The 19,831-nt window shown below is 72.6% G+C and carries 17 protein-coding genes; 11 read left to right on the forward strand and 6 right to left on the reverse strand.

Going from position 1 to position 19,831, the window contains the following annotated elements:
* Positions 1 to 5: 5 nt before the first annotated feature.
* Positions 6 to 1,418, reverse strand: coding sequence for a mycothione reductase (mtr, locus tag LV457_RS16035; protein ID WP_232172311.1), 1,413 nt, complete (start codon positions 1,416 to 1,418; stop codon positions 6 to 8).
* Positions 1,415 to 2,449, reverse strand: coding sequence for an alpha/beta hydrolase (locus LV457_RS16040; protein WP_232172312.1), 1,035 nt, complete (start codon positions 2,447 to 2,449; stop codon positions 1,415 to 1,417). Before LV457_RS16040 ends, mtr begins: the two co-directional genes overlap by 4 nt.
* A 155-nt stretch (positions 2,450 to 2,604) precedes the next feature.
* Here LV457_RS16040 and mqo point away from each other — a divergent pair, with 155 nt between their 5' ends.
* The 6 genes from mqo (at position 2,605) to LV457_RS16070 (ending at position 10,985) form a co-directional block, all read left to right on the forward strand.
* A complete protein-coding gene (gene mqo, locus LV457_RS16045) occupies positions 2,605 to 4,170 on the forward strand; it encodes a malate dehydrogenase (quinone) (protein ID WP_308192209.1) in 1,566 nt (521 codons plus the stop codon).
* A gap of 76 nt (positions 4,171 to 4,246) precedes the next feature.
* Positions 4,247 to 6,010: a VWA domain-containing protein gene (locus LV457_RS16050; RefSeq protein WP_232172617.1), complete on the forward strand. Its 1,764-nt coding sequence runs from the start codon at positions 4,247 to 4,249 to the stop codon at positions 6,008 to 6,010.
* Between the two features lie 25 nt (positions 6,011 to 6,035).
* The gene (gene cobO, locus LV457_RS16055) at positions 6,036 to 6,650 is read left to right on the forward strand and encodes a cob(I)yrinic acid a,c-diamide adenosyltransferase (RefSeq protein ID WP_232172314.1); all 615 of its coding nucleotides are present in this window, start codon (positions 6,036 to 6,038) and stop codon (positions 6,648 to 6,650) included.
* 106 nt (positions 6,651 to 6,756) lie between these two features.
* Positions 6,757 to 8,187 (forward strand): cobyrinate a,c-diamide synthase, encoded by a 1,431-nt coding sequence (locus LV457_RS16060; RefSeq protein WP_232172315.1) that lies wholly within the window; start codon positions 6,757 to 6,759, stop codon positions 8,185 to 8,187.
* Complete coding sequence (gene cobA, locus LV457_RS16065) at positions 8,184 to 9,389, forward strand: uroporphyrinogen-III C-methyltransferase (protein WP_232172317.1); 1,206 nt, start codon at positions 8,184 to 8,186, stop codon at positions 9,387 to 9,389. The genes LV457_RS16060 and cobA overlap by 4 nt, the downstream gene beginning before the upstream one ends.
* Positions 9,390 to 9,422: 33 nt before the next feature.
* Entirely contained in the window at positions 9,423 to 10,985 is a 1,563-nt protein-coding gene (locus LV457_RS16070; protein ID WP_232172319.1) for an MFS transporter, read from the forward strand.
* 53 nt (positions 10,986 to 11,038) lie between these two features.
* Here LV457_RS16070 and LV457_RS16075 read toward each other — a convergent pair whose 3' ends face one another.
* Complete coding sequence (locus LV457_RS16075) at positions 11,039 to 11,653, reverse strand: TetR/AcrR family transcriptional regulator (protein WP_232172321.1); 615 nt, start codon at positions 11,651 to 11,653, stop codon at positions 11,039 to 11,041.
* Positions 11,654 to 11,766: 113 nt separating this feature from the next.
* Between LV457_RS16075 and LV457_RS16080 the strand changes: the two genes are divergently transcribed.
* Positions 11,767 to 13,509, forward strand: coding sequence for a proline--tRNA ligase (locus LV457_RS16080; protein ID WP_232172324.1), 1,743 nt, complete (start codon positions 11,767 to 11,769; stop codon positions 13,507 to 13,509).
* Here the strand turns inward: LV457_RS16080 and LV457_RS16085 are convergent.
* The 3 genes from LV457_RS16085 to LV457_RS16095 all read right to left on the reverse strand — a co-directional run bounded on the left by LV457_RS16085 (position 13,506) and on the right by LV457_RS16095 (position 14,893).
* A complete protein-coding gene (locus LV457_RS16085; protein WP_232172325.1) occupies positions 13,506 to 13,820 on the reverse strand; it encodes a multidrug efflux SMR transporter in 315 nt (104 codons plus the stop codon). The two genes, LV457_RS16080 and LV457_RS16085, sit on opposite strands and share 4 nt — an antisense overlap.
* Before the next feature lie 72 nt (positions 13,821 to 13,892).
* Positions 13,893 to 14,366, reverse strand: coding sequence for a ferritin-like domain-containing protein (locus LV457_RS16090; protein ID WP_232172327.1), 474 nt, complete (start codon positions 14,364 to 14,366; stop codon positions 13,893 to 13,895).
* Positions 14,363 to 14,893: a hypothetical protein gene (locus tag LV457_RS16095; protein ID WP_232172329.1), complete on the reverse strand. Its 531-nt coding sequence runs from the start codon at positions 14,891 to 14,893 to the stop codon at positions 14,363 to 14,365. The genes LV457_RS16090 and LV457_RS16095 overlap by 4 nt, the downstream gene beginning before the upstream one ends.
* Positions 14,894 to 14,998: 105 nt before the next feature.
* On the opposite strand from LV457_RS16095, the gene rimP reads away from it, so the two are divergent.
* From rimP to infB, 4 genes are all read left to right on the forward strand, one after another.
* Positions 14,999 to 15,532, forward strand: coding sequence for a ribosome maturation factor RimP (rimP, locus tag LV457_RS16100; protein ID WP_232172331.1), 534 nt, complete (start codon positions 14,999 to 15,001; stop codon positions 15,530 to 15,532).
* Entirely contained in the window at positions 15,529 to 16,539 is a 1,011-nt protein-coding gene (nusA, locus tag LV457_RS16105; RefSeq protein WP_232172333.1) for a transcription termination factor NusA, read from the forward strand. The genes rimP and nusA overlap by 4 nt, the downstream gene beginning before the upstream one ends.
* A 165-nt stretch (positions 16,540 to 16,704) precedes the next feature.
* Positions 16,705 to 16,947: a YlxR family protein gene (locus tag LV457_RS16110; protein ID WP_308192210.1), complete on the forward strand. Its 243-nt coding sequence runs from the start codon at positions 16,705 to 16,707 to the stop codon at positions 16,945 to 16,947.
* A gap of 89 nt (positions 16,948 to 17,036) precedes the next feature.
* Positions 17,037 to 19,814: a translation initiation factor IF-2 gene (infB, locus tag LV457_RS16115; protein WP_232172337.1), complete on the forward strand. Its 2,778-nt coding sequence runs from the start codon at positions 17,037 to 17,039 to the stop codon at positions 19,812 to 19,814.
* The last annotated feature ends 17 nt before the right edge of the window (positions 19,815 to 19,831 follow it).

The raw sequence follows: 19,831 nt of genomic DNA on the forward strand, positions 1-19,831 counted from the left end.
CCGGACTAGTGCCGGCGCGACGGCGGCCAGGCCGGCTCGCCGCAGAGGTCCAGCAGCGCGTTCTCCACCACCTCCGGCAGCGCCGGGTGGATCCAGTACTGGCCGCGGGCCATCTCCTGGGCGCCCAGCCCGAAGCTCATCGCCTGCACCAGCGGCTGGATCAGCGACGACGCCTGGTACCCCATGATGTGCGCGCCCAACAGCGTGCCGGTCTCGTCGCACACGATGAGCTTGGCGAAGCTGGTGGTGTCCTCCATGGCCCAGCCGTAGGCGACGTCGGCGTAGTCCTTCACCTTGACCTTGACGGTGTAGCCGGCGGCCACCGCCTCGTTCTCGGTCATCCCGACGCTGGCGATCTGCGGGTCGGTGAACACCGCCGACGGCACGTACCGGTGGTCGCTGGTCCACAGCGACTCGGTGTCGTCCCAGTCCTCCAGCAGGTTGTGGCGCACCACCCGCGCCTCCTGGTTGGCGACGTGTTTGAGCTGGTAGGGGGAGCTGACGTCGCCGAGCGCGAAGACGTTGCGGGCCGACGTGCGCTGGTAGCAGTCGGCGACCACCCGTGCCCCGTCGAGCGCCACACCGGCGTTCTCCGCCCCCAGTCGGTCGCCGTTGGGCCGGCGCCCGGTGGCCACCAGCACCGCGTCGGCGTGCAGCTCGGAGCCGTCGTCGAGGTTCAGCGTCGCACCGGAGCGGTGCTGGGTGGCGTCGACGACGTTGCGGTGCGTGCGCAGCTCCCACTTCTTCGCCGCCATCGCGGTGAACCGCTCGCCGACCGTGTCGTCGGTGCCGTTGAGCAGCGTCGAGCCTCGCACCACCAGCGTCACCCGGCTGCCCAGCGCCGAGAAGATGTGCGCGAACTCGCACGCCACATAGCCGCCGCCGACGATCACCAGGTGCTCGGGCAGCTCGGGGATGCGCATGATCGTGTCGCTGGTGTGGAAGTCGACGCCGCACGCGGCGATCGCCGGCGGCACGACGATCCGCGAACCGGCCGCGAGTACCACCTGCGTGGCGGTGAACTCGTCGCCCGCGGCGGTGAGCAGCGCGTAGCCGTCGTCGGGGCGGCTGGTCCCGAACCGGGTGTGGCTGTCGAACACCGTGACGTTCGCGGCGGCGCGCCGGTACCGTTCGCCGGCATCGCCGAGCGGGTCGATCCGCCCGAACACCCGCGACACGATGTCCGGCCAGCGCACCCCGTCGAGGTGGGCGTCGACGCCGAAGCGCGCCGCGTCGCGCACGTGGGCCGCGACCTCGGCGGCGTAGACGAACATCTTCGTCGGGATGCAGCCGACGTTGAGGCAGGTGCCGCCGAAGGTGCCCTGCTCGCAGATCGCGACGGACTTGTCGGCGTAGCGCGAGTCGAGAATCGTGTTGCCCGAACCGGTTCCGATGATCGCGAGGTCGAAGTCCGTCATGTGGCTGCTCCTGCCTGTGGGTCCGGCGCCCCGTACACCGTCGCATACCAGTCGAGCCACGCGCCGAGCTCGGCGAACGCCCGCGTCCGCGGCGCCCGCTGCGACAGGAACACGTCGTGCCGGGCGTCCGGGATCGGGACCACCAGGGTCCGGTTGCCCAGGCACCCGGCCCAGCGGGCGATCTGGGCCACGTCGAGCACCGCGTCCCCGCACTGGGCCTGCGCGGGATCGTCGGCGCCCAGCACGCTGCGGTCCGACCGCAGCACCAGGTTCGGCACGCCGACGTCGAGGCCGCGGTGCAGCCGGGCGTGCCCGCGCCGCACCGCGTGCAGCCAGCCGTAGGTGACGGGGAAACCGCCGACCGGCTTCCACTCCAGGTTGTAGTCGAACTCGCCACCGAAGTCGCGGTGCAGCGTCGACCCGTAGGCCCCGCTGGTGCGGACCGGGATGACCTGTTTGCTGCGCAGCCGCGCCAGCGCCAGCAACGCCGCGGCCGTACCCGGGCTGCGGAGGATCGGGCGGCCCTGCAGGTCGAACCACGGGCTGTTCAGCACCAGCCCGCCCGCGCTGGGTCGGCCGTCGCGCATCCGACGGTCGAGCCACAGCAAGACGACGAGCCCGCCGGCGGAATGCCCGTAGACCAGCGTGCGGGCGCCCCCGGTCTCGTCGGCGATCACGTCCATCGCCCACTCCAGCTCGGCGTCGTAGCGCGCCAGGTCGGTGGTGAAGTGGGGCGTCTGCCCGTTGCGCCACGACCGCCCGCACTTGCGCAGGTCCAACGCGTAGAACGCGAAGCCGCGGGCGGTGAGGAAGTCGGCGACCTCGGTGTGGAAGAAGTAGTCGGTGTAGCCGTGCACGGCCAGCACCGCGTGACCGGTCCGGGCCGCCTCGCCGCGGCGCACCAGCGTCGCGACGATCTCGCCCTCGCCGTCGGGATCCGCTCCCAAGACGTGCGTGGCCTGCGCGTACCCCGGCAGGACGTCCGGTCGCCACGGCGGCGCGCCGGCCGGTGCAGCGCTGGGGGGCGTCACGCGGTTCACCCTAGCCGCGCGCGCCGCCCGGCGACCGTGACGAACATGACGGCCATCGGTCGAGGTCCTGGGATTACCGGGGGCACCAGCGGGCTAACCTGGCAACCAGGATGCCGCGGCAGCGGTGTCGGCGAAGAGGCGAAGGACGGACATCCGTGTCGAACGATACGAAAGTGCTCAAGACCGACGTCGTGCTGATCGGTGCCGGCATCATGAGCGCCACGCTGGGCGCGCTGCTGCGGCTGGTGGAGCCGAACTGGTCGATCACCCTCATCGAGCGCCTCGACGGCGCCGCGGCGGAGAGCACCGACCCGTGGAACAACGCGGGCACCGGCCATTCCGCGCTCTGCGAGCTGAACTACACGCCGGAGCAACCCGACGGCTCGATCGACATCACCAAGGCGGTCACCGTCAACGAGCAGTTCCAGGTGTCGCGCCAGTTCTGGACGCACGCCGTCGAGAACGGCGTGCTCACCGACGTGCGGGGCTTCCTCAACCCGATCCCGCACGTCAGCTTCGTCGAGGGCGCCGACCGCGTCGACTACCTGCGGCGGCGCCGCGAGGCGCTCGTCCACAACCCGCTGTTCGCCGGCACCGAGTTCATCGACGACCCGCAGGAGTTCGCCCGCCGGCTGCCGTTCATGGCCGAGGGCCGCGACTTCTCGACGCCGGTGGCGCTCAACTGGAGCCAGGACGGCACCGACGTCAACTTCGGGGCGCTCGCCAAGCAGCTGATCGCGTTCGGCGTGAAGAACGGGACGACGGCGCTGTTCGGCCACGAGGTGCGCAACCTCGGCCGCGACACCGACGGCACCTGGACGCTGAAGGTCAAGAACAACCGGACGGGCGCCGTCCGCAAGGTCAACTCACGCTTCGTCTTCGTCGGCGCCGGCGGCGACGCGCTGCCGCTGCTGCAGCGCGCGGGCATCAAGGAGGCCAACGGCTTCGGTGGTTTCCCGGTCGCGGGCAAATTCATCCGGACCGACAATCCCGAGCTGGCGGCCCTGCACCGCGCCAAGGTGTACGGCTTCCCGCCGCTGGGTGCGCCGCCGATGTCGGCGCCGCACCTCGACGCCCGCGTCATCAACAACAAGTCCTGGCTGCTGTTCGGCCCGTTCGCGGGCTGGTCGCCGAAGTTCCTCAAGCAGGGCCGCTACACCGACCTGTTCCGGTCGGTGAAGCCGAACAACCTGTCGTCGATGGTCACCGTCGGGCTCAGCCAGTTCGGCCTGGTGAAGTACCTGCTGAGCCAGCTGTCGCTCACCGAGGCCGACCGCGTGGAGGCGCTGCGGGAGTTCGCGCCGAGCGCGTCCGGCGCCGACTGGGAGACCATCGTCGCGGGCCAGCGCGTGCAGGTGATCCGGCCCGTCGGCAAGGGCGGCACGCTGGAGTTCGGCACCACCGTGTTGTCCGCCGGCGACGGCAGCATCGCCGGCCTGCTCGGCGCCTCCCCGGGCGCCTCGACCGCGGTTCCGGCGATGCTAGAGGTGATGGAGACCTGTTTCGCCGACCGCTACCAGGGCTGGCGGACCAAGCTCAAGGAGATGATCCCGTCGCTGGGCGTCAAGCTCTCCGACGAGCCGGAGCTGTTCGCCGAGGTGTGGGAACGCGGCAGCAAGGTGCTCGGCCTCGGCGGCCCGGCCGCACTGGGCGCGGCCGCGGCGGCGGCCGCGCACGAGGGCGCCGACACGCCACAGGATCCCGCCGGCGTCACTGCATGACGGCAGCGTCGGTGCTCGCGCGGTGACCGGGCGCGTCGACTATCCGTTCAGCGCCGTCGTCGGCCACGACCGATTGATGCTGGCGCTGCTGCTGTGCGCGGTGCGGCCCGAGATCGGCGGAGTGCTCATCCGCGGGGAGAAGGGCACCGCGAAGTCGACGGCCGTGCGCGGGCTCGCCGGTGTGCTGCGCCGCGCCGGCGGCGGCCGGCTCGTCGAACTGCCCATCGGCGCCACCGAGGACCGGGTGATCGGCTCGCTGGACCTCGGCCGGGTGCTGCGCGACGGCGAGCAGTCCTTCACCCCGGGCCTGCTGGCGCAGGCACACGGCGGCGTGCTCTACGTCGACGAGGTGAACCTGCTCGGTGACCACCTCGTCGACGTGCTGCTCGACGCGGCGGCCATGGGTCGGGTGCACATCGAGCGCGACGGCGTCTCGCACAGCCACGACGCACGGTTCGTGCTCATCGGCACCATGAATCCCGAGGAGGGGGAGCTGCGACCGCAGCTGCTCGATCGCTTCGGGTTGACGGTGGAGGTGCGGGCGTCGCGGGACGTCGAGGAGCGGGCGGAGGTCATCCGCCGCCGGCTCACGTTCGAAGCCGATCCCGCGGCGTTCGCGGCCGCCTACGCCGACGCCGACGCCGCCCTGGCCGCCCGGCTCGCTGCCGCCCGCGCCGCGGTTGACCGGATTGCGCTGTCGGACAACGATCTACGGCAGATCGCTGCGCTGTGTGCGGCGTTCGAGGTCGACGGAATGCGCGCGGATCTCGTGGTGGCGCGCACCGCGGTGGCCCATGCGGCGTGGCGGGGTTCCACCGCCGTCGCCGAGGAGGACATCCGGGTGGCCGCCGAGCTGGCGTTGCCGCACCGCCGTCGCCGCGACCCGTTCGACGAGCCGGGCCTCGACGAAGAGCGCCTCGACGAGGCGCTGGCGCAGGGCCGCACGCCCGCCGGCGACGAGCCGGAACCCGACCCGCCCGGTGGCGGGGCAGCCGCCGACGACGCGTCCGCCGGGGAGCCGACCGCCGGCAGCACCGAGGCCCCGCCGCGCCGCAGCGCCGCGCCCACCGGGTCCTACCGCACCCGCGCGCTCACGGTGCCCGGCGTCGGCGACGGGGTGCCGGGCCGCCGGTCGCGGGCCCGCAACCGCTCGGGCGCGGTGGTCACCGACGGCGCCGAGGGGCAAGGCGTGCACCTGTTCGCGACCGTGCTGGCCGCGGCCCGCCGCGCTCGCCGCCCCGGGCCGCCGCGGGTCGCCGCCGAGGACGTGCGCCGCGCGATCCGGGTCGGCCGCGAAGGCAACCTCGTCGTCTTCGTGGTGGACGCGTCGGGCTCGATGGCCGCGCGCGACCGGATGTCGGCGGTGGCCGGGGCGACGGTCTCGCTGCTGCGCGACGCCTACCAACGCCGCGACCGGGTCGCCGTCATCACCTTCCGCCAGGACCGCGCGCAGCTGCTGCTGCCGCCCACGTCGTCGGTGCACATCGCCGCGCATCGGCTCGACGGCTTCGCCACCGGCGGCCGGACGCCGCTGGCCGCGGGATTGCTGGCCGCCCGGGACCTGGTGGTGCGCGAGCGGACCCGCGAGCCGGCCCGCCGCGCTCTGATCGTGCTGCTCACCGACGGCCGCGCCACCGGCGGGGCGGACCCAGTCGGTCGCTCGCACGCCGCGGCCGGAGTGCTCGCCGCCGAGGGCGCCGCGGCGGTGGTGGTCGACTGCGAGACGTCCTACGTTCGGTTGGGGCTGGCCACCGAGCTCGCCGAGACGCTGCGGGCGCCCGCGGTGCGGCTCGGTGAGCTGCGCGCCGACGGCCTCACAGACGTCGTCCGCGCCGCCTGAGAAGCCGCCCGAAAGGATTCCGCAGATGCCGCAGGGCCGGCCGCCCGCCGTTCCCGACGACGGGCTCACCACCCGGGCGCGCCGGCGTGCCCCGCTGCTGGCGGTGCACACCGGTCCGGGCAAGGGCAAGTCGACGGCCGCGTTCGGCATGGCGCTGCGGGCGTGGAACGCCGGCTTGGACGTCGCGGTGTTCCAGTTCGTCAAGAGCGCGAAGTGGAAGGTCGGCGAGGAGTCGGTGTTCCGGCGGCTCGGCGAGCTGCACGACGCCGACGGCAGCGGCGGCGCGGTGGAGTGGCACAAGATGGGCGCCGGCTGGTCGTGGACGCGCAAGGCGGGCAGCGAACAGGACCACGCCGCGGTCGCCGCCGACGGCTGGGCGGAGATCGCCCGCCGGCTCGCCGCGGAACGCCACGACTTCTATGTGCTCGACGAGTTCACCTATCCGCTGAAGTGGGGCTGGGTGGACACCGGCGAGGTGGTCGAGACGCTGCGGGCGCGACCCGGTACGCAGCACGTCGTCATCACCGGCCGCGACGCGCCGGCCGCGCTCCTCGACGCCGCCGACCTGGTGACGGAGATGACGAAGCTCAAGCACCCCATGGACGCCGGCCGCAAGGGGCAGAAGGGCATCGAGTGGTGAGCGCGTGTGCCGTCGGTGCACCCTCGCGGGGCCGCGAGCGTGCGCAGATGCCCGCCGTTTGCGGCGTGGCGGCGTACCGACACGCACGGTCGCGGGGCACGGGGCGGTGAGTACGCCCGCGGTGGTGATCGCCGCGCCGGCGTCGGGCAGCGGCAAGACCACGGTGGCGACGGGCCTCATCGGCGCGCTGCGGCGGGCGGGTGAGCGCGTCGCACCGTTCAAGGTCGGGCCGGATTTCATCGACCCCGGATATCACGGCCTGGCGGCGGGCCGGCCGGGCCGCAACCTCGACCCGGTGCTGGTGGGCGACGACCTCGTCGGGCCGCTGTTTTGCCACGGCGCGAACGGCGCCGACATCGCGGTGGTCGAGGGCGTCATGGGGCTTTTCGACGGCCGCATCGAGGGCCTGGGCGAGCGGAGCGACAGGACACCCGACGCGGCCTCCACCACTGCGGCCCGCGGCTCCACGGCCCACGTCGCGGGGCTGCTGCACGCGCCGGTGGTACTGGTCGTCGACGCGCGCGGCCAGAGCCAGAGCCTCGCCGCGCTGCTGCACGGCTTCGCCACCTTCGACCCGCACACCCGCGTCGCGGGGGTGATCCTCAACCGGGTCGGATCGGCGCGCCACGAGGCGGTGCTGCGGCAGGCGTGCACCCACACCGGACTGCCGGTGCTGGGCGCGATCCCGCGGGCCGCCGAACTGCAGGTGCCGTCGCGGCACCTCGGGCTGGTCACCGCCGCGGAGCACGGCGCCGCGGCCCGCGCCGCCGTGACCGCGATGACCGAGCTGGTGGGCCGCCACGTCGACCTGGCCGCGCTGCGCGCCGTGGCCCGCAGCGCCGTGACCGCGCCGGCGTGGGATCCCGCTGTGAGTTTCGCCACGGCAACTCCCGCGACGATCGCGGTCGCCGCCGGGCGGGCGTTCAGCTTCGGCTACGCCGAGCACGTCGAGCTGCTGCGCGCGGCCGGCGCCGACATCGCCGTCTTCGACCCGCTCGGTGACGATCTGCCCACCGGCACAACAGGACTCGTGCTCCCCGGTGGCTTCCCCGAGGAGCATGCGGCGGAGCTTGCGGCCAACGTCGGGCTGCGTGCACAGGTCGCCGACCTCGCTGCGCGCGGCGGGCCGGTGCACGCCGAGTGCGGCGGGCTCACCTACCTGATGGACGCACTCGACGGCCACCCGATGTGCGGGGTGCTGCGGGGGACCGCGGCCTTCACGGCCCGGCTGACGCTGGGGTACCGCGACGCCGTCGCCGTGAGCGAATCGCCGCTGCATGCCGTGGGGGAGCGGGTGGTCGGCCACGAATTCCACCGCACGGCAGTAGAGTTCGGCATGAACTACCCGCCGGCCTGGGCGCACCGCGGCGGCCCCGACGGCGCCGTCGCCACCGAGGGTGCGGTGCACCGCGGCGTCCACGCGTCGTATCTGCACACCCATCCCGCGGCGCAGCCGGCCGCGGCGGCCCGGTTTGTCGCCCGCGCCGCCGCGCTTAGGCTGCCGCCGATGTGGCACGAAGAGAAAGTCGAACCGTGACCGACAACGCCTACCTGGTGGGCCTGCGACTGGCGGGCAAACGGGTCGTCGTGGTCGGCGGCGGCACCGTCGCGCAACGGCGGCTCGGCCTGCTCGTCGCGGCCGGTGCGGACGTGCACGTGGTCACGCGGGCGGCGACGCCGGCGGTCGAGGGGATGACGGCGATCAGCTTGACCCTGCGCGACTACCGCGACGGCGACCTCGACGGCGCCTGGTACGCGATCGCCGCCACCGACGATCCGGAGGTCAACGCGGCGGTGGTCGCCGAGGCCGAGCGGCGCCGCATCTTCTGCGTGCGCGCCGACGCCGCCCGCGAGGGCACCGCGGTCACGCCCGCGACCTTCGAGTACGAGGGGCTGGCGGTCGGTGTGCTCGCCGGTGGGGAGCACCGCCGGTCCGCGGCCATCCGCTCGGCGATCTACGAGGCGTTCCAGCGCGGCGTCATCGCCGCCGACACCGAGGCCGCTGCCGGCGCCCTGGCCGGCACGGTCGCGCTCGTCGGCGGCGGGCCGGGCGACCCCGAGCTGATCACCGTGCGCGGTCGGCGGCTGCTCGCGCTCGCCGACGTGGTGGTCGCCGACCGCCTCGCGCCGGCCGAGCTGCTGGCCGAGCTGCCGCCGCACGTCGAGGTGATCGACGCCGCGAAGATCCCCTACGGGCGGGCGATGGCGCAGGAGGCCATCAACGCCGTCCTGGTCGAGCATGCGATGGCCGGCAGGTTCGTCGTCCGCCTCAAGGGCGGTGACCCGTTCGTGTTCGCGCGCGGCTACGAGGAGGTCATCGCGTGCGCCGACGCGGGGGTTCGGGTGACCGTCGTTCCCGGCGTCACCAGCGCGATCGCGGTGCCCGCGCTGGCCGGGGTGCCGGTCACCCACCGGCACGTCACGCACGAGTTCGTGGTCGTCAGCGGTCACGTGGCCCCCGACCATCCCGAATCGTTAGTGAATTGGGACGCACTGGCGGCGATGAGCGGGACCATCGTGCTGCTGATGGCGGTGGAGCGCATCGAACTGTTCGCCGAGGTCCTCATCGCAGGCGGCAGACCAGCGCAGACGCCGGTTCTGGTGGTGCAGCAGGGGACGACGGCCGCCCAGCGCACCGTGCGCGCCACGCTGGCCGACGCGCCGCGACGGATCCGCGAGGCGGCCATCAGACCGCCCGCGATCGTCGTCATCGGCGCCGTCGCGGGTTTCGGCAGTTAAGTGAACTCTAAGATTACGGTAGGGTAGCCCTTTATGACAGCGCTCAACGATGCTGAGAAAGCTGCCGTGTTCAGCGCCGACAAGTCGGCCGCGCGACGCGCCGGTCGGGCCAGGCGGCCGGGGACGAAGCCCGCGCCCTGGTTGCCGTCGCGCCGGTTCATCTCGGCGGTCATCGCGATCGGCGGCATGCAGCTGCTGGCCACCATGGACAGCACCATCGCGATCGTCGCGCTGCCGCGGATCCAGGACGAGCTCAGCCTCACCGACGCCGGCCGCAGCTGGGTGATCACCGCCTATGTGCTGACGTTCGGCGGGCTGATGCTGCTCGGCGGCCGCCTCGGCGACACGATCGGCCGCAAGCGCACCTTCATCGTCGGTGTCGCGCTGTTCACCATCGCGTCGATCCTGTGCGGCGCCGCGTGGAACGAGGCGACCCTGGTGACCGCCCGGCTGCTGCAGGGCGTCGGCGCGGCCATCGCGTCCCCCACCGGCCTGGCGCTCATCGCGACGACGTTCCCCAAGGGCCCGGCCCGCAACGCCGCCACCGCGGTCTTCGCGGCGATGACCGGCGTCGGTTCGGTGATGGGCCTGGTCGTCGGCGGTGCCCTCACCGAGGTGTCGTGGCGGCTCGCGTTCCTGGTCAACGTGCCGATCGGCGCGTTGATGATCTTCCTGGCCTACACGACGCTGCGCGAGACGCATCGGGAGCGGATGAAGCTGGACGCCGCCGGGGCGCTCTTGGCCACGCTCGGCTGCACCGCCGCGGTGTTCGGCTTCTCCAACGGCCCGGAGAACGGCTGGGTCACGCCGGTCACCATCGGCTCGGGCATCGTCGCGCTGTTGGCGTTCGCGGGCTTCCTGGTCGTCGAGCGCACCGCCGAGAATCCGGTCGTGCCGTTCGACCTGTTCACCGAGCGCAACCGGGTGGCGACCTTCGCGGCGGTCTTCCTCGCCGGTGGGGTCATGTTCACGCTGACGGTGCTGATCGGCCTGTATGTGCAGGACATCATGGGCTACAGCGCGCTGCGGGCCGGGATCGGCTTCATCCCGTTCGTGATCGCACTCGGCATCGGCCTGGGGTTGTCGTCGCACCTGGTGTCGCTGTTCCCGCCGCGCCTGCTGGTCATCGGCGGCGGCGTGCTGGTGCTCGGCGCGATGATCTACGGCTCCACGCTCAACGGCGACATCCCGTACTTCCCGAACCTGGTCATCCCGATCACCGTCGGCGGCTTCGGCATCGGCATGATCGTCGTCCCGCTGACGGTCTCGGCGATCGCGGGCGTCGGGTTCGACCGGATCGGTCCGGTGTCGGCCATCGCGCTCATGCTGCAGAACCTCGGCGGGCCGGTGGTGCTCGCCGTCATCCAGGCCGTCATCACGTCGCGGACGCTGTACCTCGGCGGCACCACCGGCCCGGTGAAGAACATGAACGAGGCGCAGCTGCACGCCCTCGACCAGGGCTACACCTACGGCCTGCTGTGGGTCGCGGCGGTTGCGGTGCTGGTCGGCGGCGCGGCGTTGCTGATCGGCTACACGTCGCAGCAGGTGGCGCACGCGCAGGAAGTCAAGGACGCGATCGACGCCGGAGAGCTTTAGCTCGACATCGGGCGGACGAGAGCTGTAGCTCGACATCGGGCGGACGCGAGCTTCTAGTTCGGGAACTGCCGCGCCAGCCGCTGGTAGGCGGCGCTGATGCGGTCGGCCATGATCGCGGGCACCCGGTGGGCGTCGCTCGGCTGGTCCGGTAGCCAGTCGGTCGGTCCGACGAACGCGGCGACGATGACGGCGATGCCCACCGCCACCACGATCCGGGCGTCGTGGTCGTCGTCGACGCGGTCGCGGATCACGTCGAGCAGCGGTCCGCCGTCGAAGCCGCCGACGAGCTGACGCAGGTTCGGGGATTGCCCGACGACCTGCATGAGCGCGGCGATCTCGGTGGTCCGCACCGGGCCGTGGCCGGCGCTGAGCTTGCGGAGCATGGTGACGTGCCCGGAGATGAGTGCCTCGAGCGGTGCGACGTCGGGCGGCACGGTGGCGACCTCGTCGGCCGCGACGCCCGCGAGATCGGTGACCAGTGCCAGGATCACCGACTCCTTGGTGGGGAAGTAGCGCGCGAAGGTGCGGGGCGAACTGTCGGCGCGCGCCACGATCTGTTCGATGGTGGTGCGTTCGAATCCCTTCTCCTGCGCCAACTCCAGCGCTGCCTCGATGAGCTGGGCGCGTGTCCGCTGCTTCTTGCGCGACCGAAGGCTGTCGTCCTCCACTGACCACACGGTAGTGCCATATCGGGTAACGGTGTGGGCCACAGCGGGTTCACGGCGAGCGCTGTCCCTCGCCGGCCTATCCCGCCGGGCCGGCGAAGCTAAGGTGGGCGGCTGTGATCACCCGCATGTCCGAGCTGTTCCTGCGCACGCTGCGCGACGATCCCGCGGACGCCGAAGTGCCCAGCCACAAACTGCTCATCCGCGCCGGATATGTGCGTCCGATCGCGCCCGGGCTGTACAGCTGGCTGCCGCTGGGGCTGCGGGTGCTGCGCCGGATGGAGGCGGTGGTCCGCGAGGAGATGGCGGCGATCGGCGGGCAGGAGATCCTGTTCCCGGCGCTGCTGCCCCGCGCGCCGTACGAGACGACCAATCGCTGGACCGAGTACGGGGACAACCTGTTCCGGTTGCAGGACCGCCGTCGCAACGACTACCTGCTCGGACCGACGCACGAGGAGCTGTTCGCGCTGACGGTGAAGGGTGAGTACAGCTCCTACAAGGACTTCCCGCTGCGGCTCTACCAGATCCAGACGAAGTACCGCGACGAGGCGCGCCCCCGCGCCGGCATCCTGCGTGGCCGCGAGTTCGTCATGAAGGACTCCTACTCCTTCGACGTCGACGAGGACGGCCTGAAGGCTGCCTACGGCGCCCACCGCGAGGCCTATCAGCGGATCTTCGACCGGCTCGCGGTCCGGTACGTCATCGTGTCGGCGGTGTCGGGCGCGATGGGCGGCAGCGCGTCGGAGGAGTTCCTGGCCGAGAGCGAGATCGGCGAGGACACGTTCGTGCGCTGCCTGGAGTCGGGTTACGCGGCGAACGTCGAGGCGGTGCTCACCCGCGCACCCGTGGACCTGCCGGTCGACGGCCAGCCCGACCCGGTGGTGTACGACACCGGCGACACCCCGACCATCGCCACGCTCGTCGCGTGGGCCAACGGCGCCGGACTGGGCCGTGAGATCACCGCGGCCGACACGCTCAAGAACGTGCTGCTGAAGGTCCGGCAGCCGGGCGGAGACTGGGAGCTGCTCGCGATCGGGTTGCCCGGCGACCGGGAGGTCGACGACAAACGCCTGGGCGCGGCGCTCGAGCCGGCGGAGTACGCGCTGCTCGACGACGCGGACTTCGCGCGCCACCCGTTCCTGGTGAAGGGTTACATCGGTCCGAAGGCGCTGGCCGCCAACGGGGTTCGCTACCTGGTCGATCCGCGGGTGGTCACCGGCACCAGCTGGATCACCGGCGCCGACGAGCCCGGCCGCCACGTCGTCGGCCTGGTGGCGGGCCGCGACTTCACACCGGACGGCACGATCGAGGCCGCGGAGGTCCGCGACGGCGACCCGTCACCGGACGGCGCCGGCCCGCTGGTGAGCGCCCGCGGCATCGAGATCGGCCACATCTTCCAACTCGGCCGCAAGTACACCGACGCGTTCACGGTCGACGTGCTCGGGGAGGACGGGAAGCCGGTGCGGCTGACGATGGGGTCCTACGGTATCGGGGTGTCGCGGCTGGTGGCGGTGATCGCCGAGCAGCACCACGACGGGCTGGGGCTGCGGTGGCCGGCGGCCGTGTCCCCGTTCGGCGTGCACCTGGTGATCGCGAACAAGGACCCGGACGCCCGCCACGGTGCCGGCGAACTGGCCGGCGATCTCGACCGGCTGGGGATCGAGGTGCTGCTCGACGACCGGCAGGCCTCGCCGGGCGTGAAGTTCAAGGACGCGGAGCTGCTCGGGGTGCCGTGGATCGTCGTCGTCGGCCGCGGCTGGGCGAACGGCGTGGTGGAGCTGCGCAACCGCTTCACCGGTGACACGCAGGAGGTGGCGGTCGACGGTGCGGCGGCACAAATCTCGTCGCTCGTCGGTTAGTGCAGCACCTTGAGGCCGACGACGCACCCGACGATGCCCACCAGGAGCAGTAGCTTGGCGACCGACACCGGTTCGTCGCCGGTGGCCATGGCGTACGCCACGGTGAGGGCGGCGCCGATGCCGACCCACACCGCATACGACGTGCCGACCGGCAGTTCACGCATCGCGTAGGCCAGCCCGACCATGCTCAGCAGCACGGTGACCGCGAAGACGACGGTGGGCGCCGGTCGGGTGAGCCCCTCGGATCTGCCGAGCGCCGTCGCCCACACCGCTTCGAGTACTCCGGACAGGATGAGGACGAGCCACGCCATGCCGACCTCCGTAGCAGCTGGTCCATATAACGCACCGTGACAGCGGCGCCGCCGGCGGGCAACGCCCCGACGTCATTCGGGGCCGCCCGGAAACGGCTCGGTGAGCGGCGGGGTCTGCAGCACCTGCCGCCACCGCGCGGCACGCACCGCGCAGCCGGTCAACGCCCCGACGGCGAAGCGCCGTTCCTCCGCTGAGCCGGCCTGTTCGACCACAGCCCGCCACGCCACCGCCGCGTCGTCCTCCATCCGCGTCGCCAGGCGTGCGGCGTCGGCGGGCCCGGCCACCCGGTCGGGAAGCTGGTAGCCCGCCGCGGCGACCGGGGCGGTCACGTCGCGGGCCGTCAACCGGCCGGTGGCGGCGTCGCGGAGCCTGCGGTGCTCACGCAGCGACGCCGAGACGAGGTGGTTGACGTCCGGCGCGCAGTGCGCCGAGACGACGCCGTAGCCGTAGATGGTGGCGTGCTCGACGGCGACCGCGTCGGCGAGCGCGGCGTCGGCGGGGTCGTCGGGGCGGGCGGTGCTCGGTGGCGGCGCCGGAGACGTCATGTGTCCTCCCCGAGGTCGAGGGGCACCGCGGCCGCGGCGGTGCAGCACGCCGAGATCGACGCCAGCAGGCCCGCACGGTAGCCGGTCTGCTCGGCCGCCAGGTCTGCGGCGCGCCGCGCCGACTCTTGCAGTGCCCGGCCGACGTCGCGCGCGGTCGGTGGTGGCGGCGGCGGACCCGTCGGCGACGGCGGCGGCGCCGCGGTGGTGCCGGGAAGGGCCGCGGTCGAGGTGTCGGTGGGCGCCGGGCGGCCGGCGGCGCGGGCGATCTCGACGGCGAGTGCGTGGGCGTGTTCGCGCCGCTGGGCGGCGATCACCGACAGCGCCGGCGTGAAGGGCGACGTCGGCGCGGCGGCGGCCCGCTCGGCCAGCGCGCGGTCCGCCTCGGCGCGGTCGAGCTGCTCCTGCAGGGCGTCGACGACCTCGGGCGGCGTCTCGGGGGCGCAGGCCGCCGCACTGCCCGCGGCCAGCACCGCCAGGGCGGCGAGCAGAGCGCTGCGCCGGCTGACCTCGAACCCCATGGCGGTCATCCTGCCATCGGTGGTTGCCGTCGCGGCGTATCGTGGAGTGCTGTTCTGCGCGCCTCCGGCCGCGAACACCTATCGGTCCGCACAACTTCAGATGAGGAGCTCGCCGTGGCGAAGGGTTCGCTCGGGTTGCCGTCGCAGGACGTGGTCATCCGGCTCCTCGGCGCGGAGTTCGCCCGTGCGGGATACGAGATCGAGGCGGTGACCGCCGACGACCGCCGGCGCCCACCCCGGCTCGCGATCGTCGTCGACGGCGACGAACCGCTGACCCTCGACACCGTCGCCCAGCTCTCCCAGACCGCGTCGCAGCTCCTCGACACGCTGCCCGGCCTCGACGGTGAGTACATCCTGGAAGTCAGCTCGCCGGGCGTCGACCGGCCGCTCACCGAGGCCAAGCACTTCCGCCGCGCCCGCGGCCGCAAGGCGGAGCTCACGCTCGCCGACGGCTCGACACTCACCGGGCGCATCGGCGAGCTGTCGGAGGGCGCGGTGCGAGTGGTCGTGCGCAGCGGCCGCGACTGGTCGGTGCGCGAGATCCCGCTCGCCGACATCACACAGGGCATCGTCGGAGTCGAGTTCGCCCCGCCCCATCCGCGGGAACTCGAGCTGGCGGGCCACGCCGGGAGGGAGGGAACGCCGTGAACATCGACATGGCTGCGCTGCACGCGATCGAGGCCGACAAGGGGATCTCGGTCGAGGTCGTCGTCGAGACCATCAAGTCCGCCCTGCTGACGGCGTACCGGCACACCGAGGGACACGAGGCCGACGCGCGGATCGACATCGACCGCCGGACCGGCGTCGTCCGGGTGCTGGCGCGCGAGACCGACGCCGACGGCAACGTGATCACCGAGTGGGACGACACCCCCGAGGGGTTTGGCCGCATCGCGGCGACCACCGCCCGGCAGGTGATCCTGCAGCGGCTGCGCGACGCCGAGAACGAGAAGCTCTACGGCGAGTTCGCGGCGCGCGAGGGTGACATCGTCGCCGGCGTCATCCAGCGCGACACCCGCCACAACGCGCGCGGCGACGTCGTCGTGCGCATCGGCAGCGAGACCAAGTTCTCCGAGGGCATCGTGCCATCGGCCGAGCAGGTGCCCGGCGAGAGCTACGAGCACGGCAACCGGCTGCGGTGTTACGTCATCGGCGTCACGCGCGGCATCCGGGAACCGCAGATCCGGCTCTCGCGGACCCATCCGAACCTCGTCCGCAAGCTGTTCTCCCTGGAGGTCCCCGAGATCGCCGACGGCTCGGTGGACATCGTCGCGGTCGCGCGGGAGGCGGGTCACCGGTCGAAGATCGCGGTCACCTCCCGGGTGCCCGGGCTGAACGCCAAGGGCGCCTGCATCGGCCCCATGGGGCAGCGCGTGCGCAACGTGATGAGCGAGCTGTCAGGCGAGAAGATCGACATCATCGACTACGACGAGGACCCGGCCCGCTTCGTCGCGAACGCGCTGTCGCCGGCGAAAGTGGTGTCGGTGCAGGTCATCGACGAGGCCGCGCGCGCCGCCCGGGTCGTCGTGCCCGACTTCCAGCTGTCGCTGGCCATCGGCAAGGAGGGCCAGAACGCGCGGCTGGCGGCTCGGCTGACCGGCTGGCGCATCGACATCCGCAGCGACGACGAGTCGCCCGCACCGGCGGGACGGAGCTGATCGGCCGCCGGTGGTGCTCGCGCGCCGCGGGTGACGGTAGACTGAACCGTGATCCAGCGCGAGACTCCGTCACCAGCGCGTTTCCGCCCCGACAGTTTGGTCGGACCGGTGCGGACATGCATTGGCTGTCGTAGGCGAGAGCTGGCCGTCGGACTGATCCGGGTGGTGGCTGCACCGGACGGCAGCGGTGGTCACACCGTCGTCGTCGACGCAGCGGGTAACCTTCCCGGGCGGGGCGCCTGGTTGCATGCCGACCAGCAGTGCCTGCAGGCAGCGATCCGGCGGCGGGCCTTCGCACGAGCGTTGCGGATCACCGGTTCACCGGACACCTCCGCGGTGGTCGACCACTTCACGACGGGTGAGGCGGCAGTCCGGCGCGGCAACGAGGAACAGGTAGCGAAAACATGAGCACACCGTGAAGTCCCGATGACCATGCGTCATAGCTAACCCGAGGCGCGGCGCCTACCACCGCTGTCGCCTCCAGATCAGGAGATGTAGTGGCAGGTAAGGCTCGCGTGCACGAGTTGGCAAAGGAACTCGGTGTCACCAGCAAGGAATTGCTCGCCAAGCTGAAAGAGCAGGGCGAGTTCGTCAAATCCGCGTCGTCGACCGTCGAGGCCCCCGTGGCCCGGCGGCTGCGCGAATCGTTCGGCAGCACCCCGTCGGCCGCCTCCGGCGGCAACCCCCAGTCGGCCGCCTCCGGCGGCAACGGCCGGGCCGCCGCCGCGACCAGCGGTGCGACCGCGCCGCCGGCCCAGGGCGGCGGGGTGGCCACCGCGCCACCCAAGCCGTCGGGCCCCAAGCCCGCGCCGCCGGCGAGGTCGGTTCCCGCGCCGCCACCGGCTGCCGCAGCTCCGGCACCGCCCGCCCCGCCCGTCGCACCCGCAGCGCCGTCGGCGCCGGCCGCCGCGGAGCGCCCCACCCCGGCTCCCGCGCCCGGCGACGCCGCCCGCCCCGGCCCGACGCCGGGCCCGCGTCCTGGTCCGGCGCCCAAGCCGGCCGCCCGCACGCCGCGCGTCGGCAACAACCCGTTCTCCTCGGCGCAGCCCGTCGACCGGCCCATCCCGCGGCCGGTGCCGCGACCGGGCGCGCCGCGTCCCGGCGGCGGTCCGCGACCGTCTCCCGGCAACATGCCGCCGCGTCCGGCGGGCGGCGCTCCCGGTCGCCCGGGACCGCGTCCCGGCCCGCGCCCCGGCGGCGGGCCCCGGCCCGGTCCCGGCCAGGGCGGTCGCCCCGCCGGTGCCGGTGGTGGCGGCGGCTACCGCGGTGGTGGCGCCGGTGCCGGTGCAGGCGGTGCGGCTGCCGGAGGGTTCAGAGGCCGTCCCGGCGGCGGTGGCCGGCCCGGCCAGCGCGGCGGTGCGGCCGGCGCCTTCGGCCGTCCCGGCGGCGCCCCGAAGCGCGGTCGCAAGTCGAAGCGGGCGAAACGCGCCGAATACGAGAACATGCAGGCGCCGGTCGTCGGCGGGGTGCGGTTGCCGCACGGCAACGGCGAGACCATCCGGCTGGCCCGCGGTGCGTCGCTGTCCGACTTCGCCGAGAAGATCAACGCCAACCCGGCCTCGCTGGTGCAGGCGCTGTTCAACCTCGGTGAGATGGTCACCGCGACGCAGTCGGTGAACGACGAGACCCTCGAGCTGCTGGGCAGCGAGATGAACTACGTCGTGCAGGTCGTGTCCCCGGAGGACGAGGACCGCGAGCTGCTCGAGTCGTTCGACCTCACCTACGGCGAGGACGAGGGCGGCGAGGAGGACCTCGAGATCCGGCCGCCGGTCGTCACCGTCATGGGTCACGTCGACCACGGCAAGACCCGGCTGCTGGACACCATCCGGCAGGCCAACGTCCGCGAGGGCGAGGCCGGCGGCATCACCCAGCACATCGGCGCCTACCAGGTGGCCGTCGACCACGACGGCACCGAGCGGCTCATCACCTTCATCGACACCCCGGGCCACGAGGCGTTCACCGCCATGCGTGCCCGCGGCGCGAAGGCCACCGACATCGCGATCCTGGTGGTGGCCGCCGACGACGGCGTCATGCCGCAGACGGTCGAGGCCATCAACCACGCGCAGGCCGCCGACGTGCCGATCGTGGTGGCGGTCAACAAGATCGACAAGGAAGGCGCCGATCCGCAGCGGATCCGGGCGCAGCTCACCGAGTACGGCCTGGTGGCGGAGGACTTCGGTGGCGACACCATGTTCGTCGACATCTCGGCCAAGCAGGGCACCAACATCGATCAGCTGCTCGAGGCCGTGCTGCTGACCGCCGACGCCGCACTGGACCTGCGGGCGAACCCCGACATGGAGGCCCAGGGTGTGGCGATCGAGGCGCACCTCGACCGCGGCCGCGGCCCGGTGGCGACCGTGCTGATCCAACGCGGCACGCTGCGGGTGGGCGACTCGATCGTCGCGGGTGACGCCTACGGCCGGGTGCGCCGCATGGTCGACGAGCACGGCAACGACGTCGAGGCGGCCACGCCGTCGCGACCGGTGCAGGTCATCGGGTTCACGTCGGTGCCCGGCGCCGGGGACAACCTGCTGGTGGTCGACGAGGACCGCATCGCCCGGCAGATCGCCGACCGGCGCAGCGCGCGCAAGCGCAACGCGCTGGCCGCCCGCAGCCGCAAGCGCATCAGCCTCGAGGACCTGGATTCGGCGCTGAAGGAGACCAGCCAGCTGAACCTGATCCTCAAGGGCGACAACGCCGGCACGGTCGAGGCGCTGGAGGAGGCCCTGCTCGGCATCCAGGTCGACGACGAGGTGGAACTGCGCGTCATCGACCGCGGCGTCGGCGGTGTCACCGAGACCAACGTCAACCTGGCGTCGGCGTCGGACGCGATCATCATCGGGTTCAACGTCCGAGCCGAGGGCAAGGCCACCGAGCTGGCCAACCGCGAAGGTGTGGAGATCCGGTACTACTCGGTGATCTACCAGGCGATCGACGAGATCGAGAGCGCGCTCAAGGGCATGCTCAAGCCGATCTACGAGGAGCGCGAGCTCGGCCGCGCCGAGATCCGCGCCATCTTCCGGTCGTCGAAGGTCGGCAACATCGCCGGCTGCCTGGTCCAGTCCGGCATCATGCGGCGCAACGCGAAGGCCCGGTTGCTGCGCGACAACGTCGTGGTGGCCGAGAACCTCACCGTGTCGTCGCTCAAGCGGGAGAAGGACGACGCCACCGAGGTCAGAGAAGGTTACGAGTGCGGTCTGACGCTGACCTACTCGGACATCAAAGAGGGCGACGTCATCGAGACCTACGAACTCGTGGAGAAGGCGAGGACGTAGCTGATGACCGAGCGCTT

Origin of the sequence: Mycobacterium sp. MYCO198283, from assembly GCF_021213805.1 — a bacterium.
In the GTDB taxonomy this organism is placed as follows: domain Bacteria; phylum Actinomycetota; class Actinomycetes; order Mycobacteriales; family Mycobacteriaceae; genus Mycobacterium.

What these genes read in the sequence shown, in the direction of transcription:
- LV457_RS16090 (WP_232172327.1), bottom strand. Translation starts at nt 14,366, where the DNA reads ATGACGTCTCCGGCGCCGCCACCGAGCACCGCCCGCCCCGACGACCCC.
- LV457_RS16085 (WP_232172325.1), bottom strand. Translation starts at nt 13,820, where the DNA reads ATGGCGTGGCTCGTCCTCATCCTGTCCGGAGTACTCGAAGCGGTGTGG.
- mtr (WP_232172311.1), bottom strand. Translation starts at nt 1,418, where the DNA reads ATGACGGACTTCGACCTCGCGATCATCGGAACCGGTTCGGGCAACACG.
- LV457_RS16050 (WP_232172617.1), top strand. Translation starts at nt 4,247, where the DNA reads ATGCTGGCGCTGCTGCTGTGCGCGGTGCGGCCCGAGATCGGCGGAGTG.
- LV457_RS16070 (WP_232172319.1), top strand. Translation starts at nt 9,423, where the DNA reads ATGACAGCGCTCAACGATGCTGAGAAAGCTGCCGTGTTCAGCGCCGAC.
- cobO (WP_232172314.1), top strand. Translation starts at nt 6,036, where the DNA reads ATGCCGCAGGGCCGGCCGCCCGCCGTTCCCGACGACGGGCTCACCACC.
- LV457_RS16095 (WP_232172329.1), bottom strand. Translation starts at nt 14,893, where the DNA reads ATGACCGCCATGGGGTTCGAGGTCAGCCGGCGCAGCGCTCTGCTCGCC.